Annotated in this window: 12 protein-coding genes; 5 read left to right on the top strand and 7 right to left on the bottom strand. The window is 70.6% G+C overall.

What is annotated here, in order from left to right; all coding sequences use genetic code 11:
- The first annotated feature begins 13 nt into the window (after nt 1-13).
- A complete protein-coding gene (locus O7553_RS12995; RefSeq protein WP_281555052.1) occupies nt 14-937 on the top strand; it encodes a hypothetical protein in 924 nt (307 codons plus the stop codon).
- A gap of 110 nt (nt 938-1047) precedes the next feature.
- Here the strand turns inward: O7553_RS12995 and O7553_RS12990 are convergent, their stop codons facing one another.
- Nucleotides 1048-1440 carry a hypothetical protein gene (locus O7553_RS12990; protein WP_281555051.1) on the bottom strand — a complete coding sequence of 131 codons (393 nt, stop codon included), beginning with the start codon at nt 1438-1440 and terminating at the stop codon, nt 1048-1050.
- Nucleotides 1441-1504: 64 nt separating this feature from the next.
- Nucleotides 1505-2545 (bottom strand): hypothetical protein, encoded by a 1041-nt coding sequence (locus O7553_RS12985; RefSeq protein ID WP_281555050.1) that lies wholly within the window; start codon nt 2543-2545, stop codon nt 1505-1507.
- A 515-nt stretch (nt 2546-3060) separates the two neighbouring features.
- Here O7553_RS12985 and O7553_RS12980 point away from each other — a divergent pair.
- Both O7553_RS12980 and O7553_RS12975 read left to right on the top strand, forming a co-directional pair.
- On the top strand, nt 3061-3267 hold the full coding sequence (locus O7553_RS12980; RefSeq protein ID WP_281555049.1) for a hypothetical protein: 207 nt from the start codon (nt 3061-3063) through the stop codon (nt 3265-3267).
- A 769-nt stretch (nt 3268-4036) separates the two neighbouring features.
- Complete coding sequence (locus O7553_RS12975) at nt 4037-4219, top strand: hypothetical protein (RefSeq protein ID WP_281555048.1); 183 nt, start codon at nt 4037-4039, stop codon at nt 4217-4219.
- Between the two features lie 17 nt (nt 4220-4236).
- Here the strand turns inward: O7553_RS12975 and O7553_RS12970 are convergent, their stop codons facing one another.
- Nucleotides 4237-5664, bottom strand: a complete 1428-nt coding sequence (locus O7553_RS12970) for an Nramp family divalent metal transporter (RefSeq protein ID WP_281555047.1) — start codon at nt 5662-5664, stop codon at nt 4237-4239.
- Between the two features lie 264 nt (nt 5665-5928).
- Here O7553_RS12970 and O7553_RS12965 point away from each other — a divergent pair, with 264 nt between their 5' ends.
- Both O7553_RS12965 and O7553_RS12960 read left to right on the top strand, forming a co-directional pair.
- The gene (locus O7553_RS12965; RefSeq protein ID WP_281555046.1) at nt 5929-6888 is read left to right on the top strand and encodes a hypothetical protein; all 960 of its coding nucleotides are present in this window, start codon (nt 5929-5931) and stop codon (nt 6886-6888) included.
- Nucleotides 6889-6979: 91 nt separating this feature from the next.
- Nucleotides 6980-7978 (top strand): hypothetical protein, encoded by a 999-nt coding sequence (locus tag O7553_RS12960; RefSeq protein ID WP_281555045.1) that lies wholly within the window; start codon nt 6980-6982, stop codon nt 7976-7978.
- Here the strand turns inward: O7553_RS12960 and O7553_RS12955 are convergent.
- The 4 genes from O7553_RS12955 to O7553_RS12940 are packed head-to-tail and all read right to left on the bottom strand — an operon-like array spanning nt 7956 to nt 12070.
- Nucleotides 7956-9230, bottom strand: coding sequence for an adenylosuccinate synthetase (locus O7553_RS12955; protein ID WP_281555591.1), 1275 nt, complete (start codon nt 9228-9230; stop codon nt 7956-7958). The genes O7553_RS12960 and O7553_RS12955 overlap by 23 nt on opposite strands.
- Nucleotides 9231-9247: 17 nt before the next feature.
- On the bottom strand, nt 9248-10216 hold the full coding sequence (locus O7553_RS12950) for a hypothetical protein (RefSeq protein ID WP_281555044.1): 969 nt from the start codon (nt 10214-10216) through the stop codon (nt 9248-9250).
- A gap of 28 nt (nt 10217-10244) precedes the next feature.
- Nucleotides 10245-11255 (bottom strand): serine/threonine protein kinase, encoded by a 1011-nt coding sequence (locus O7553_RS12945; protein WP_281555043.1) that lies wholly within the window; start codon nt 11253-11255, stop codon nt 10245-10247.
- Complete coding sequence (locus O7553_RS12940; protein ID WP_281555042.1) at nt 11252-12070, bottom strand: NUDIX domain-containing protein; 819 nt, start codon at nt 12068-12070, stop codon at nt 11252-11254. Before O7553_RS12940 ends, O7553_RS12945 begins: the two co-directional genes overlap by 4 nt.
- Between the last annotated feature and the right edge of the window lie 134 nt (nt 12071-12204).

Raw genomic sequence — 12204 nt, 5'->3', positions numbered from 1 at the left:
CTCGGAGTCCACAGTGCCGCTGCTGTTGGTCCTGAACGAGCTTTCGTACCGTGAGGTCAAAGCGCGCTACGATGATCTCTCTGACGCGCTGCACAAACTGGTATCGGTGCTGCGACAGGCACGCCGGCACCGCACCGACGTCGCCCTGGTCACCGAGCGTCAGTTCATCGATCTTCCGATGTCGGATGACTTCTCGCTGCGAAGGTGGGCTGCGGATGGGCGCAACGCCGATGCGCTGCGGTACATCAGAAGCATGCGCAACCGGGCACCGTTCCGGGCGGTGGTGACCACAAGCGCTGACTCAGAGGCGGAGTATTTCCACGCCGGTGTTCCGGCAGACGGCCTCGGGGTTGCCCATCTGATGGGCGGACTGGCGCTCAGCCTGCCGCTGGAGGCGAAGTGGGACCACGGCGTGCTGCCACTCGTGCAACGGACCCTTCGCGAGACGGCTGCTGGTGATGTGGTCCTCGCCGACGGCGAGGCGTCCGTGCGCCACGCCTTCTCAGCAGGCCACGTCGATGTTCATCGGGAGTGGATGTGCACTTCCGCCCTGACCGGCCTGATCAGCCCTGGTGATCTGTGGGACGCCCGTGAGGACGTGTTTCCGCACCTGCGTTTCCTCGCCCGCGTCGCTGATGACCTGCACAAGCTTCCCGCCACGGCGCTTGACGCGGTAAAGGTTCGGCTGGCAGAGCTGGAGTTGGCCGCGGCTGAGTGGAGCGCTGCGGGCGGCCCCTTACCGAGCTGGCGCAGCAAGGTGACGCCGGACAGCGACAGTCGTAAACCTTTGTGCTGGTTCACCGACGACGAGGACGGCGAGCGCCGCCTGTTTGACCTGCATGCGCGGTTCACGCCCGGCCCGGGGCGGCTGCACCTTCGGCTCGACAGTAGCCGTAGAGCTCTCGTGATTGCTTATATCGGACGCAAGCTGGTGTAGCTGGCGCTGATCCACCTCCTCGCGGTGGCTGATCCACTGCGCCTCACCTACGCGACACGCCGATGGACAGTTTGCTGAGGCGCATTGGATCACGAGTCGGACCGGACGCCTCAGCTGCGCTCGGCGCACTCGTCGATCACGCGCTGGACCTCGGTCATCCAGATCGCCTCATTGCTGCCGGAGCGCTTGTAGGGTGCCCGCCGCGCCATGGCGAAGAAGCCGCCGGACGGCATCGACGGCCGACCGTCGAAGCCCTGCTGTACGACCAGCGCGGAGATCAGCCCACGGCCTTCGGCGTGCTCGCGGCGTGACGCGTGCTCAAGGATGTGTGGCAGCGGCCCCTGGTGGTAGGGCACCAGAAGACCGTCAACGGCGAGCCGCTCGCTGAGCTGGCGGTAGGTGATCAGCGCATCCTCGAAGCGCCTCGCTTGCCGGGCAAGATCCCGAAGTACGTCGATGCTGAGGTCGACAGCTCGGTCGAAGTCTGGGTCACCAACACGCATCCGTCCATCGTGCCGTCGTGCCGGCAGCGTGCCATCGGGGGATCGGTCGGCCTGCCGCGTCGGATCAGGTGTCGACGCCGACGCGGGCGGCGAAGGTGCGCAGGTCCGGCAGAGACCGGTGGCGGTCGCTCGACAGCAGGTCGACGGTCAACCGCTGGGCCCAGGGCCGGTAGCGGACCTCCTGCGGCGCGGTCTGCTCGGCGGCGAGCAACGCCCGGTACGCCTCTGCGTTCGCGCCTCGGCCGTGCAACGCCAGCGCGGTGTCCTGCCAGTAGCGGGCCCGACGCTCCACGGTGCCCAACTGCTGCGGGGTGATGGCCCGAGCGCATTCGACCGCTGCGCCGAAGTCACCCAGCGCTCGGCAGACTCCGATCCGGTACAACGCGACATCGACGCTGCCGAAGGCGGCCTTCAGGTCCGCTCGCCGGGTGGCCTCGTCCGCCTCGGCGAGTAGATCCAGAGCGGTTTCCCGCTGGTCGCCGAGTGCGGCCGTGTAGGCGGCGGTGGCGAGCAGTCGTCCGTACGCGGTGACGTCATCGCGTTGCCGCAGCCCGGTCGTGGTGTCGAGCGTCGCCGCTCCGGTGAGCACGACCTCCTGCGCGGTGTCGCGGTGCCGGGTCCGGCGGAGCACGATCGCGGTGATCCGGGCATGTTCGGCCTGCAGCAGCGGGTCCCCGCAGGCCCGCGCCGTCTGACCAGCCCGGTCCATGATCGACCAGGACATGCCGTCCTCGTGCAGCTTGATCAGCACCTGTGCGGTGAGGTGGTACGCCTGGGTCGCCAGGGCGGTGGCCGCACATCGTCGGTCATCGGCGGCGTTCGCGGTGACCGTCGCCGCGCCGGTGACCAGCTGCGGTAGGCGGGTGGCGAGTCGCGCGTACCGACACGCCTGAAGGTCCGCCGACGCGGCGGCCAGCGTGGCGCGCAGCTCGACCGGGCCGACAGGTGGGGTGGTGCTCGGCTCCGCGCCGAGGAGCAGGCCCGACAGCCCCGCCGCCAGCTGCGGCGGGCGGGCAGTGGCGTGGCCGGTAGAGCCTGGGCCCGTGGGGATGGCCGCACCGGCGAGCCCCGCCAGACCGCTCAGTACCGCGCGCCGTCGGATCACGTCCTCTCCCGTCTCAGGCCAGGATCGGCTACCGGGAAGCCTAACGATCGAAGTGGACCCGTGGTGGCTGGCCGACGTGCCAGAGTTGGTCAAGCCGAACAGCTCCGGTGGAATGTCGAACACGTCGGCGAGCCGTCGTAGGGCGGACACGTCGGTCAGGCGCTGGCGGCCGCGTTCTATCCGCGACAGGCTCGCCGCGGAGTAGCCGCAGCGTCGTCCTGCCTCCGCGAGGGTCAGCCGGGCGGCCGTGCGGGCCAGCCAGCCGGATCAGGTTGCCGTAGTCGCCGGCTGCCGCCGCCCGACGTGTCTCGGGAAGGCCAGCCCACCGGCGGTCGCCGCTCATCGCAGTCTCCCACCATGGTCACGCTCGGTATTGCCTCCACTGTGCAACGGACGTGCCAGCGCGTGCAAAGCGCTTGCGTATCCGGTAACGGGGCGTGTCGGCGCTACCTGGTCGCTGCTGTCCTGGAAGGGCGGCGGTGATGGCGCCGGACGGTGGGTGAGGAGCGAAGACAATGGACCAGTCGGATCAAGGTCGACCTGGCCTTCGCCGGGTCGCTGTCGTCAATCGGACACTTGGCGTGGGCCTGTTCGGCGTCGTGGCGATTGTCGTCATCATGCTCGTGGCCGGTGGCTCCGGGCGATCGGCTGCGGTGAGCGCGATCGGCGGGATAGTCGCCGCGCTGGCCGGCCTCGCCGCCAAGTACCTCCGTCAAGGATGAGCCGGGCGTCATAGATCCACCACTGATGGTGATTGCTGGGCTGCCCGGTGGGCGGAAACGGTCCGCGTGGTCGATGCGCATTCCGTCGCTCTCGGTACGGAAAGCGATCATTTTTCGGCAGCAGCCGGTGGGATGGCCTTGCGGAGCTGGGGGCGACCATGAGCCCGAGATCGGGGCCCATCTCCGGAGCGAGGACGACACGAACGGCGCATGACCGAAGTCTGAGCGTAGTGGGGATATAACGAGCGGAGCCGCCCCTGGCAGGTCGATGATGTTGGCAGGTGTCCATGACGGCAGCCGCCGCGGCCAGTGCCGAGACCGCCAGGATCGATACGTGGGTGCGCGACCGCAACACCGGTGCCCGGGTGGCTGGCGTATGCGTGTTCGCGACCCCGGTCCGGGTGTTCAGCATTCCAGCGCAGTGCCGGCCGAACAGCGGCCGTACCGGTCGGGTGTCCATCGATGTACCAGGGCCCGGCTCCTACCACCTCTTCGCGTTGCCGGCTCCGGGCAGCCCGTACGGCGCGCAGTGGGTTGGACCGGACGGCGGCACCGGGGTCCAGTCCGGGGCCCGCCGCGGTGTGGTCGGTGTCGCCGGGCGTGCCCAGGCCGACCTCGTCCCGGCGGTCGTCGGCACCCCGGACCCGGCGACCTACCGGCTGCGGCACGGCGGCGAGTTGACCGTTCACATCCTCGACGAGCCGACGAGCCGACGAGCCGACGAGCGCCGGCCGGCAACTGGTCCTGTACAACTCCGGATCCGGCGAGCATGTCGGGTCGGTGGCGATCGGCGACGACGCCACCTGGGGATTTATTGCGGGTCAGCGGCGGGCAGCACGTCAAGATCCGGTGCCGCTGTACGGGTGGCGACCGCTGGTACGGCGGTTCGGACTTCGCCACGGCCGCCTCGGTGCGGGTCCGTCGCCGGGACTGGTTGAACCTGATCCTGTGAGTCGGTGCCGGACCGGGTCAACCGATCCGGACTCCGACCAGGCTCAGCAGGTAGACGACGGCGAAGGCGCCGAAGAACACCCCGGCGGTGCCGAGCGCCACCTGGCTGGTCCACGACGGCCGTACCCGTGCGGGGAGCCGGCGGTTGACGTACAAGGTGAGGCCGACGACGACGGGGGTGTGCGCGGCGGCGATGATACCGCCGACCGACAGGATCTCGACCGGGTTGCGGACCAGCAGGAACAGCACCAGCGGGGCGAGAGTCATGGCGACCGCGACATAGGTCAGGTAGACCGCCCGTGGGTGGCGGCTCAGGCGGGCCAGCCTGCCGGTCTGTTCGCCGTCATCAGCCGGTTCGTCGTCGGATCGGCCGGCGGTGATCAGTCTGGTGGCGTCGGCGTACGTGCGCGCCCAACCGTCCTGGTTGGCGAAGATGGTGCCCCAGAGAGCAACCACCACACAGGTCAGCAGCAGCACCTCACCGAAGGTGCCCCACAGGTCGCCGAGCAGCGCGGTCAGGTCGCGGGCGACGTCGACCCCGTCGGGTACCCGCCCCTGCGGGGCGAGCAGTTCGGCGCCCAGCACCAGGAAGGAGACGATGACCAGTCCACCGCCGGCGACGCCGAGCGCGGCGGTCCGGCTCATCGTCCGGGTCCAGCCGCGTACCCGCTCGATCCGCTCGTCGCCGCCGACCTGCCCGTTCGAAGGCACATCGTCGCGGGCCCCGGCATCAGTCTGATCCGTCGACGAGGACGGGCCCGTCGGCCCGCCGAAGCCACGCGCCGCCACCCAGTAGGAAAACCACATGATGCCGACGGCACCGGCCAGGATGAATCCGACCCAGGGCAGCACGAAGTACAGGTCGAGGTCGTCCGGCACGCCCGGCACCAGGCCCGTCGCGATGTCGCCGCTGACCGTGCTGGCCGCCGCGGTGATGGCTGCGCCGACCAGGACCAGGGCCATCACGGCGGTGATCCGTTCCACGCCCTGGTAGCGGCCGGCCAACACCAGTGCCCCGGAGCCGAGGATGACGGCGCTGGCGTAGACCGCCTGTCCGCCGGGCAGCGCCACCATGAGCGCGCTGCCGACCAGGGCGGCGATACCGGCGATGGTGACCACCCCGGCGACGATCTGCGGCACGAAGATCACCCAGATCGCCCAGTTGGCCAACCCAGGTACGTCGCGGAAGCCGTCGAGCAGGGTGCGGCCGGTGGCAACGCTGTACCGGCCGGCCTCCCGGATCATGATCCACATGAAGACGGTCACGATCAGCGCCAGCCACAGCAGTTCGTAGCCGTACCGCGCGCCGATCCGGGGGGTGAACAGCACCGAGCCGGAACCCACCGACGACACCATCCACAGCAAGCCGGGCCCGTACCACCGGAGCTGGCCCCGGCCGGCCGGGACGGGGGTGGGCTGTTGGCGCAGAAGGAAGGCGGTCGGCACGGTGAGTTTCCCTGGGTCGTGTTCGAGCGGAGGGTCGGACCTCTCCGGACCTACCCACGCACCGGCCGGCGACACCTGGATGACGGACACTCGTCGACACGCCGGCTGTCCGGGCCCTCGACGTCCCCGACGATCATCCATGCGCGTGGTAGGCCTTTGATTACTCGACGTGCAGGAAGGATTGGCAGGTGGGCAGTGACGAGCAGTAGGCAGTGGTTTCCGGATGCCCGGTCGGGTGTCCGCTCCGGCCACACTCGGCGGCTGTTGTCGGTTGCGGCCGGGGTAGCGCTGGCAGTGGTGATGACCAGCGGCGCGGCGGCGGTGCCAGCCTCGGAGAGCGACGTTGGTGCCGCCATCACCACCCGGGTGTTCGACCGGGCCACCAGCGAGCCGGTCAAGGGCGTCTGCGTGCTGGCCATGCCGGTGCCGACGTTCAGCCTGCCGAACGCGTGCCCGGCCCGCAGCGGCGGTGGTGGTCGGGTGACCGTCGACGTGCCGGGGCCGGGGCAGTACAACCTGTTCGCCCTGCCGAAGCTGGACAGCCCGTACGGTGCCCAGTGGGTAGGCCCGGACGGCGGCACCGGCAGGCAGCAGGACGCCCGGCGGGTCACCCTCGCCGCTGGCGAGACGAAACGGGTCGCACAGATCCTGCTGGATCCGCGCGCCACGATTAGCGGCGTGGTCGACCACTGGGCTGGGGACCCCGCAGGGCTGATCTCCATCGCGCAGCCGGAGCTCGACGTGCACCAGGAGCCGCGATCCGTGCCGGTTGACGTCGACGGGACGTTCGACATCGACTGGGTCGGGCCGTACGAGTGGCCGTTGTTGTTCCGGCCGCAGCTCGACTGGGCACTGTGGAGCGGGCAGGTTGGCAATCGACTTCTTGCCGAGACGGTTCCCGCGGTCGTCGGCGGCTCGGCCGACCGGTACACGTTCCGCACGCTGCAGTTCAGGGGAGCTGCCTTCGGAGTCCAGGTCAGCAGCTTGCCGACTGGCCAGGCGGGGCGGGTCGTGTTCTACAACAGCGCTACCAGGGACGTGATGGGGGTAGGTGAGTTCGACGGGGGGAAGAACGCAGCTCGTGCGCGAGTCGTCGGTGGCCAGCAGGTCAAGGTCGAGTGCCACTGCCCCGACGGGACACGCTGGTACGGCGGGACCGACTTTGCCAGCGCCACGCCGATTGCCGTGGCCTACTACGAAGGCATCAACCTTGACATGCGGTAGCGCGGACAGACGTCCTTGAATAGGGAGTGACGACATGGCAGGCAGCAGCAGGGGATCGTCTGGTGAGGTGCATGGCCAGCACCATCAGAGGGTGACCAGGTTCCGGATGACAGGTGTGGCGGTCGTGATCGCAACCCTCGTCGTCACCATGGTCGGCGGGCCACCGGCGCGTGCCGCCGCCGCACAGTCTACCGAGGCGTACATCAAAACCTGGGTGTACGCCCGCGACACCGGCCTGCCGATGAAAGGCGTCTGCGTCATCGCCGTTCCCGCGCGAGGCACCTTCAGCTTCCCGGACGGGTGCCGGCCGAAGAGTACCGGACTGGGGCGGGTGAACGTGCCGGTGGCGGCGCCCGGGTCGTACAACCTGTTCGCGTTCGTTCCGCCCAGCACTATGTACGGGTCACAGTGGGTGGGGCCGTCCGGTGGCACCGGGACACAACAGTCGGCTCGTTTGATCACCGCGTCGGTGCCAGGTGAGACCAAGACCGCCCCGACGATCTTCATTGATCGGCGTGGCTCGATTCGGGGTAAGCTCCCGGCACCGGAGGAGATCCCGCCCCCAGGGCAGGGCGGCACCGTCGGGATCGTCGCCCCGGAGCCGGAGAACCGCTGGCAGCCCTACGCCTCCGGGATCGCTTCCGACGGCAGTTTCAGCATTCTCTGGCTCGGCCCGTACGAGTGGCCGCTGCTGTTCCGGATCCCCGGCCATGCAGACCAGTGGAGCGGCGGTGGCGGCAACCGACTACGAGCTGATCTGATCCAGGCCGCTGTACCGGGCAATTCGCCTATCATCGACTTCACTGTCAAGCGTGGCGTATCCGCCATCGTCAACTTTCCTGACCCGCCGGCGGGCTCGGACAATCGGGTGGTGCTGCGCAACGTGACCACCGGTGAGTCGGTGGGCGTCGGATCACTCGGCTCCGGTTCCAAGGTGCGGATCCGGGTCGTCCTGGGGCAGCAGGTCAAGATTCAGTGTCTCTGCGGCGGCACCACCAGTTGGCATGGCGGCACCGACTTCGACAGCGCCACGCCGGTAGTGATCACCGGCGGCGGGCCGACCGAGGTCACCTTCCTGCCGCCGCAGTGAGCCGGGCGGCCTTGTCGTCGGTGGTCGGGCCGTGCGAGGTCAGCCGCACCGGTACGCCGAGCGCCGCCTCGACCGCCGCCACCCAGGAGTCCGGGTCGGGCTCCGGGTCGGTGGCGTACCGGGGTCGGCTGGTCAGCAGCCGGGCGGTCAGCGCCGCCTGCCGGTCGAGGTCACCGGGCGGGCCGGTCGGCAACCGGTCGGTCCAGTCGTACGCCGCGCACAGCCGTAGCCGGTGCGCGCCGACCAGGTCCAGATGGGTCAACGCGAGGGCGTCGACGCCGCCGGTGACGTCGAGCGCGTACCGGTGGGCGACGGCGTCGAAGTGGCCGAACCGGAACCGCCCCTGCCAGGCGTTGGTGCCGTTGTGCCGCTCCGGCGGCCGCAGCGCCGGGTCCTCGGTGACCAGCGGGCCCGGCCCGTGCCGGGGGGTGAGGGTTCGCAGCACCCCGAGCCGGGTCACCGTACCGGGCATGCCCGCCTCGGCCAGCAGCGCGTCGACGTTGCCGTACGTCGTGGTGCTCCACGTGGTGTACGGGTGAAAGCCGTGCCACTCGTCGAGCAGCACCCCCTGAGCGCCTTCGAAGACGACGGTTCCGGCGCGCAGTAGCCGGGTCGTCCATGACCGGTCGACGATCGACACCCGCCGCGCGAACGCGGTGAACGCGGTGACGGTGTCCGCCACCGGCGGGGCGTCCAGCGGCCCCAACTCGGCGGTGAGCCGGTCACGCAGCAGGGTCAACCGGTGTCGCAGCAGTCCTTCGTCGAGGCAGTCGCCGACCCGGGGCGCGGTGTCGGGGTGGGCGAGAGCGTACGACATGCTCTCGCCCACCCCCATCCCGCAGGAGCCGTGCCGGTCGGCCCCACGGGCGATCTCCCGGGCCTGGTTCGCGGCCCGGTGGTACGGGGTGGCCAGCAGCGCCTCCCGGTCGACGGTCACCCGGTCCAGTGCGTCGGGCAGCCCGACCCCGGCCAGGTGCGTCGCCTCGCCGGCCAACGCCAGCGGGTCGACGACCACGAACCGGGACAGGTGCGTCGGTACGCCGTGGAAGGTGCCGGCGCCGAACTGGGCGAAGGTGTGGGCCCGGCCGTCGGGCAGGACGACGTTGTGTGCGGCCTGCCCGCCCCCGTTGAACCGGATGACCGCGTCGACCGGCCGGCTCGCGCACAGCCAGTCGACGACGGTGCCCTTGCCGGCGTCGCCGTAGCCGAGGTCGACCACGGCGACGTGCCGGCCGGTCGGGTCCCCGGTCATGCTGCTGGTCACCGGGTTCACAGCCGGGTCACCCGGTCGGCGTGGCCCGAGGCGGCCGGCAGGGTGCCGCGTACCGCGGGGGTGCGGCTGCTGCCGATGCGGGCGAGCGCCCGCGACACGGTGGTGGCGGCGTCGCCGGCACCGACGTCGCGCAGGTCGGCCAGGGCGGTGTCGAGGTCGCAGGCCTCTTCGCCGAGTGCCACGGTGGTGGCGATGGTCTCGCAGACCGCGTCGAGGTCGTCGAGTTCGACGGCGTTCTGCCCGAGCAGGTCCCGCCAGAAGTCGAGGATGCGGCGGTTGCCGGCGTAGTGGCTGCCGGCCGGCATCAGGTAGTAGGTGTCCCACCGGCGACGGACCTCGTCGACGACGGCGCTTAGCGGGACGTCTTCGTTCAGGTCGTCCCCGATGAACTTCCGAACCTCGCGGGCCTTGACCTTGGGGTACGCCATCTCGTCGCCGATGACGAACAGGTAGCCGCGCTTGCCGCGCCGCTCGTGGCAGTCGATCGACGTGTGCCGGGCCATGAAGTACATGGCGAGCTCGTACGACTCCATCATCTGCCCGCCGCCACCGCCTTCGAGCACGATGTTGCCCAGGTGGTCGTCCATCCGGTTGTCCGACTCGAACTGGCCGATCTGCAGCGGCACCCGGTCGCAGGTCGCGTCGCCGATCGCACCGAACAGGATCTGCGGGTCGGTGACGTAGCCCTTGCGCAGCAGCAGGCCGAGCAGCTGCGGCAGCTTCTGCTGCAGCGTCCGGGGCACGCCGCCCATCGATCCGGTGACGTCGAACAGGACGGCGACGGCCAGCGACTGCGGGTGTTCGGCCGAGTCGCGGCTTTCCCGGGCGGTGACGCCGCGCGGGTCGAGGGTCGGGTGGACGGTGCGGGCGCCGCCGTCGCTGTAGGCGAACGCGCTGGCGCCGGTGGCCTTGCGGTAGGCGCTCGCGGCGCGGTACACGTCGGTCGACCAGGCTCCACTGCCCATGTCCGGCCTCCTTCGAAGCGGGTGATTCTTAACGGTGATTGCGGTCGGGGATGGTGAACGGCCGGAACCGGCGGCGGCCCCAGAGCCGTTCGAGCAGGTCGTCGAATTCGGCGAGCAGCCGCCACGCGTCGTCGGGCCGCTGCCGCAGCGATGCCAGTTGGCAGCTGCCGGTGAACCGGCGCATCGGTTCCGGTGCCTGACCGCCGGTCAGCCAGTCGAGGCAGCGGGCGGCCATCGCGAGGTCGGTGCCGGGCCCGGGACTGCGGCGTCGGCGGATCTCGTCGGGGTACCAGTCGGCGTACGCCGGGACCAGCGCCGGCACCGGCGTTGCGTCGATGCTGGCGTAGCACCAGTCGACCAGCACCACGCCGTGCTGGTCGGGCTCGATGAGGACGTGGTCGGGCAGCACCGCGCCGTGGACCAGCCCGGCGCGGTGGGCGAAGCCGAGCGCGACCAGCAGCCGCCGCCACATCCAGGCCGCGTCCCGGGCGTCGACCCCGTCCGGGTACGCCCGGCGTACCTCGGCGAGGCTGCGTAGCCCGGCGGCGGTGCCCAGCACGGTGACCTGCCGGACGGCGCCGGTGCCGGTGTCGCGGTGCCGGAACTCGTCCGCCACCCGGGGCACGTACGGCAGGTAGCGGGGGTCGCCCTGCTCGGCGAGCCGGGTCAGCGCGGTCGCCTCCCGGGCGATCAGATCGTTGTTGGCCGGATCCCGGGGCACCTTCACCAGTTGGTCGTCGCCGTGCCGGTACAGGTCGGCGAGGTCGCCGGTGTAGCGGGCGGTCCGGTCCACGACGTACCGGTGCCGGCCGGTGTCGATGGTGACGGTGTCCCGGCCGTCGGCGAGGTGCTCCCGCCACAGCTCGGTCAGCTGCATGAACGCGGCGGTGGCGCGCGGGTCGGGTGTGGCCGCCCCGGCGGTGTCCGGGTGCAGCAGCCGGGCCAGCTGGTGGTAGCGCCCGGTCGTCTGGTCGGTGCCGAACACCTCGGCCGGGTGGTGCGCGGTCAGGACGAGTTCGATCGCCTCGGTCACGGTCACCTGACCTCATCCTCCCGGGCGGGTCGCAGCAGCGCCGGGTGCAGCAGCCGGGCGTCGCCGGCCCGGTAGATGCGCGACCGGGGTCCGCCGCGTGGGCCGCCGCGTTCGGTGGTGGCGCCGACGCTTTCCAGGAAGCCGGGTACGGAGAGCACCTTGCGGTGGAAGTTGCCGGCGTGCAGTTCGACACCCCAGACGGTCTGGTAGACGCTGCGCAGCTCGCTGACGGTGAACTCGTCGCCGACGAACCGGGTGGCCAGTGGGGTGTACTCGAGCTTGGCGCGGGCCCGGTCCAGGCCGTCGACGACGATCCGGGCGTGGTCGAAGGCGAGTCGCCGGCTGGTGCCGGGCAGTTGCCGCACCGGCCGGTCCGGGTCGGCCCGTTCGGGTAGGCCGAGCGCGTCCACCGGCACCCAGGCCGCTGCGGCGGCGTCGCTGCCGGCCGCCGGGTCGGGCAGCTCGGGCGCGAAGGCGAGGTACGCCACGGAGACCACCCGCATCCGCGGGTCCCGCTCGGGTGCGCCGTAGCTGGCCAGCTGCTCCAGATGCACCCGGTCCATCGCGGCGGCCCGGCCGGGCCGGGTGTCCAGCCCGGTCTCCTCGGCCAGCTCCCGGGCGGCGGCGGTGGGCAGGTCCTCGTCGGGCTGGACGAAGCCGCCGGGTAGCGCCCAGGCCCCTTCGTGTGGCGGCGCGCCCCGCCGCACGAGCAGCACGTGCAGCTGTGCGTCGCGGATGGTCAGCGCCACCACGTCGACGGTCACGGCGACCGGCGGGAACGCCCGGGGGTCGTAGCTGGCGAGGAACTCGGCCTCCGACATCGCGGTCCTTCTCGTTACTAGAAAGTCTCTGATTAAGAACAACTCAATCTGAGAATAACCTATCTCATGGTGGACCGGATGTCACCCCAACGTGGCGACTGTCATGTCCGGTGCCGGTGATCGACGATGGAGCC

Source organism: Solwaraspora sp. WMMA2059 (assembly GCF_027497315.1).
GTDB lineage: Bacteria > Actinomycetota > Actinomycetes > Mycobacteriales > Micromonosporaceae > Micromonospora_E.
Note: the sequence above shows the minus strand (reverse complement) of the source record. Positions and strands in the feature narration are given on the sequence as shown.